Source organism: Caulobacter sp. D5 (genome assembly GCF_003185805.1).
Classification (GTDB): domain Bacteria; phylum Pseudomonadota; class Alphaproteobacteria; order Caulobacterales; family Caulobacteraceae; genus Caulobacter.
The window spans coordinates 1-4,357 of the sequence record NZ_QHJY01000181.1 but is presented as its reverse complement, the minus strand read 5'-3'; the positions used below and the strand labels follow the sequence as shown (position 1 = coordinate 4,357).

At 68.7% G+C, this 4,357-nt stretch carries 3 protein-coding genes; all 3 read right to left on the bottom strand.

Going from position 1 to position 4,357, the window contains the following annotated elements; genetic code table 11:
* Positions 1-59: 59 nt before the first annotated feature.
* The gene (locus DMC18_RS13045) at positions 60-1,139 is read right to left on the bottom strand and encodes a cytochrome c peroxidase (RefSeq protein WP_110120921.1); all 1,080 of its coding nucleotides are present in this window, start codon (positions 1,137-1,139) and stop codon (positions 60-62) included.
* A 3-nt stretch (positions 1,140-1,142) separates the two neighbouring features.
* Complete coding sequence (locus tag DMC18_RS13040) at positions 1,143-3,650, bottom strand: TonB-dependent receptor (protein WP_110120920.1); 2,508 nt, start codon at positions 3,648-3,650, stop codon at positions 1,143-1,145.
* A gap of 126 nt (positions 3,651-3,776) precedes the next feature.
* Positions 3,777-4,118 carry a hypothetical protein gene (locus DMC18_RS13035; protein WP_110120919.1) on the bottom strand — a complete coding sequence of 114 codons (342 nt, stop codon included), beginning with the start codon at positions 4,116-4,118 and terminating at the stop codon, positions 3,777-3,779.
* Between the last annotated feature and the right edge of the window lie 239 nt (positions 4,119-4,357).

Genomic DNA, 4,357 nt, shown 5'->3' with positions numbered 1-4,357 from the left:
GCCGAAGTCACATCCCCCTCAGTCGCTTCGCGACAGCTCCCCCTTCAGGGGGAGCATCTTCAAAGCGTCTCCAGAAACGCCACCAGCGCCGCCTTTTCCTCGCGCGTCAGGCCCAGCGGCTTCAGCAGCGGCGTGGTGGTCGGGAACAGGCGGTCGCCGACCTGGTCGGGCTTGGGCCGCAGCCGCGCGCCGCCTTCGTTGTAGAAGTTCACCGTTCCCTCCAGCGTCGGGAAGATGCCGTTGTGCATGTAGGGGCCGGTCCGCGAGATCCCGCGCAGCGACGGGGTCAGGAAGGCCCCCACGTCGGCCGGGTCGCCGCTGACCTCGTAGCGGCCCAGGTCCTGCAGCTTGCGGCCATAGAAGCTGAGGCCGATGTTGTGGAACTTGCCATCCGACAGCAGCGGGCCGTTGTGGCAGTTGGCGCAGCCGGCCTTGCCCTGGAACAGCTCCAGGCCTTGCAGTTCCTGGTCGCTCAGCACCCGGCCGCCCAGGCTCAGCACCCGGTCCCACTTGCTGCTGCGCGGCTTGAGGGTGCGCTGGTAGGCGGCCAGGGCCTTGGCGGCGTCCTGGGCGGTGACGCGCTTGCCGCCAAAGGTCTGCGAGAAGGCCTTGCGATAGTCGGGATCGGCGTTCAGCCGGCGCTCGACCTCGCGCGGGTCGGCGGCCATCTCCTTGTGGTCGACCAGCGGACCCAGGGCCTGGGTCTCCAGGCTGCCGGCCCGGCCGTCCCAGAACAGCGGCGTGCGCCAGGCCACGACCGTCAGGGTCGGGGCGTTGCGTCGGCCGCGCTGGCGGTCGTGGCCGAACGAGGTCTTCACCCCGTCGCCGAACGCCAGTTCCGGATTGTGGCACGAGGCGCAGGCGATCTGGCCCGAGCCCGACAGCCGGGGATCCTCGAACAGCTTCTGGCCCAGCGCGACCTTTTCAGGGGTCTGCGGATTGTCGGCCGGGACGACCGGGGCGGGCAGGGCGCCGAACGGGGTGAACGAGGCCCCGGCCAGCAGGGTGGGAGCCGGCCAGGTCTCTGGCTTGCCGGAGAAGGCGGCGCGGCGAACCGCGTGCGCGTCGGGAAGCGGCGCCAGCCCGATCAGGGCCGCCGCCGTTCCCAGCAGGAGCAGGAGATTCGCCGCGCGCTTCATGGGTTAGAACTTGTAGCTCATGCCCACCCAGAACGAACGGCCAAGCTTGTAGGGCTGGCTGGTCGTCGAGGCCGTCACCGTCTGCGGCGTCACGTCGAACAGGTTGGTGATCCGCAGGTCGAGGCGGGCCTCGCCGTAGGCCGTCTTGGCGATCAGCGCCTGGATGTTGGCGTTGAAGGTCGTCTGGGCCTTGTAGCGGACCACGTCCCACACCGCGTAGCGCACGCTGCTGACGGTCTGGTACGTACCCGTCTCCTCGATCTGGTCGAAGCCCGAGCGCCAGCGGGCGTTCAGGTTGGTGCGGATGCGGCCGCTCCACCAGTCGGCGCTCCAGTCGGCGTTGACCAGGCCCGGGGCGGCGTAGTTCAGGCGCTGGTTCTCGGCGATCACGCCCAGCAGGCTGCGCACCTCGCCCTTGTAGTAGATCAGCTCGTCGGCGTACTCGCTCTCGTCCGACGGATCCTCGTAGTAGTTGTCGCTGAGGTTATCCTCGGTCTTCGACCACGAGCCATTGAGCGTGACGGTGTGGCGGCCGAAGCCCCGGCTCCATTCGGCCGACAGGCCGCGGAACGAGGTCTCGCCCTCGTTGCCCAGGTGCGTGGTGTTGTAGGTGTAGGTCTGGTTGTTGGTCTCGCGGACATAGCTCTGCACCGTGACCACGCCGGCGGTGAACTGGTCGCGGGCCTCGCGGGCCACGCCCTTGATCCGCGCCACGCCGCCGAACACCGGCTTGGACAGGGCGAAGGTCAGCTCGTCGGAATAGGGCGTCTTGACGCCGGTGCCCGCCACGCCGGCCGTCACCGAGTGCGAATAGAGGTACCAGTCGCCGGCCACCAGCTGGCCGTTCACCGTCGAGGTGGTGCGGCGATAGACCTTGGTGCCGGGGTACTGCGACTTGATCGCGTAGCCGAGGAAGTCGCGCGAATAGTAGCGGTTGGCGCCGACGGTGGCGGTGACTTCCCACGGCAGTTCGTAGACCACCGACAGGCGCGGGGCGAAGCTGTGGTTGTCGAGCAGGCTCTCGTGGTCGTAGCGCAGGCCGCCGCGCACGGTCAGCGGGCCGCGGCTGACCTCGTATTCGGCGAAGGCCGAGACGGAGTCGAGGCTCGCCTCGGCGTCATAGGCCGCATAGTAGATGGCGCTGGTCAGGACGACGTCGCCGGTCTTGCAGGCCACGTCGCCGGCAGCGCACGAGACCAGGCTGCTGACCGTGCCCTGGCTGTAGGCGTAGTTGTCCTCGGGGCGGCGCTTGCGGGCCGTGACGTGGCCGTAGTCGGCGCCGACGCGCAGCTCGCCGCCCAGCAGGGGCTGGCTCCAGCGGGCCTGCAGGCCGATATCTTCCTGCCACTGGTCGAGGTCGCCGAAGCTGCCCTCGGTGCAGTTGGTGTTGGAGCACCAGTCGGCGTAGTTGGAAGCCGAGGGCCAGGAGAAGTTGGGATCGGGCGCCTTGCGGCCGCTCTGGGCCTTGGCGTAGGTGGCCGCCAGCGACCAGTCGGCCTCGTCGCGCTTGCCGGCCAGTTCGAGCTTGCCGGTCAGGCCGCCGCCCTTCTGGGTCATGACGGCGTTGCGCGAATTGTTGGCCGAGTTCTCGCTGGTGTAGGGGCTGTAGGCGATCTGGCCGCGCAGCACGAGGTCGGGCGCGAGGTCGGCCTCGACCTTGGCCAGCACGTTGTCGCTGCGGCTCTTCAGGCCGAACGCCTCGCCGCCATAGGCCGCGGCGCGGTAGTAGGTCATCTCGGTTTCCTGCCGGCCGGCGCCGAGCAGGACCCGAACCTTGTCGTTGATCGGCAGGTCGACCGTCGCATTGACCTTGCACTTCTCGTAGTTCGGGTGCGCCGGCACGCTGGAGCCCAGGGCGTCGCGCGTGGCGTTGGGGATCTTGAACGAGGTCAGGCTGTCGTTGGTGCAGCCGAAGGTGAGCGAGCCGCCGAACACGTGGGCCGGCTGGCGCGTCTCGATCTGCACCATGCCGCCGGTGAAGCCGCCGTACTGGGCCGAGATGTTGCTGTCGCGGACGGTCAGGCTCTCGATCAGGTTGCTGTCGAGCCAGATCGACTGGGCGCTGCCGCCGGCCGTCTCGTTGTAGTTCTGGGCGTTGCTCGACAGGTCGACCACGTTCAGGCGGCTGTTCACGCCCACGCCGTCGATCGAGAAGTAGTTGTCGTAGTACTGGCCGCCCGAGAGCGAGATGTTGGCCGGCCGCAGGTCCTGGATGCTGTCCTGTGTCGCCAGGCCCTGGTCGGCGTCGAAATTGGCGTAGGGCAGGATCTTCAGGGTCTCGATGACGTCGCCGTTGCCGGGCGTGCGGTCCTCGATGGCGCGGCGGGTGATCTTGGAGGTGCCGGAATCGACCGGGTCGGCCGCCTCGTAGGCGGCGGCCGGCGGCTGGGCGGCGGTCGCCTCGATGCTGACCTTGGGAAGGCGCTCGGCCTGTTCGTCCTGGCTCCAGGCCTGTCCGGCCGCGCCCAACGCAACGGCCATCGCCGCGGTGGCCAACATCGCTTGCTTCATCACTCGCCCCGTACTCAACGCTTGTGCGTATCAATCGCAATAAGGGCGCGGGTCATACGGGTGTTGAGATCGACTCGCAACTACGTGCTGGCCGCAATGGCAAAAAATGGGCGCGGGCGAACGGCGTTAGCGTTTCTTGCGTCGGCGCAGGGCCTCTTCGAACTGACGCTCGTTCTCCAGTTCGAAACCGCTGGCGGGCACGAAGCGGCGCTTCATCATCAAGCCGTCGTCGATGCTCCCCGACCCGAGTTCGCGCATCTTGGGCTGGCGATACCAGTTGGTCGGCTCGGTGGTCGGCAGCTCGCGTTCGTCGACGAGGGCCAGGTGCTCGGCGGCCTCAATCTGGCTGACCGCGCCGTCTCCGTCGCGATCGGCGCGGCTCAGCACCAGCTTCTGCGGCGCCAGGGTCTGGGCCACGGCCGGGGCGGCCAACAGCAGGGGCAGGGCGAGGACGGCGAGGCGGATCATGACGCGTCTCCCACGATGGTCCCGAACGGGACGGCTCAGGGTGACGCAGAGCGGATCCGCGCGCAACCCTGGCGGGAGGCGTCAGTCCTCGTCGTCGAGGTCGAAGGGCAGCTCGTCCTGGTCGTCCTTGGGCGAGCGCGAGGCCTTGGAGACCGGCTTGTAGGGACGCTCGGGCGGCTGGTAGGCGGGGCCGTCGTCAGTGTGGGCGTCGCCGTCGTCGGCCCAGGCCTGGATCGGCG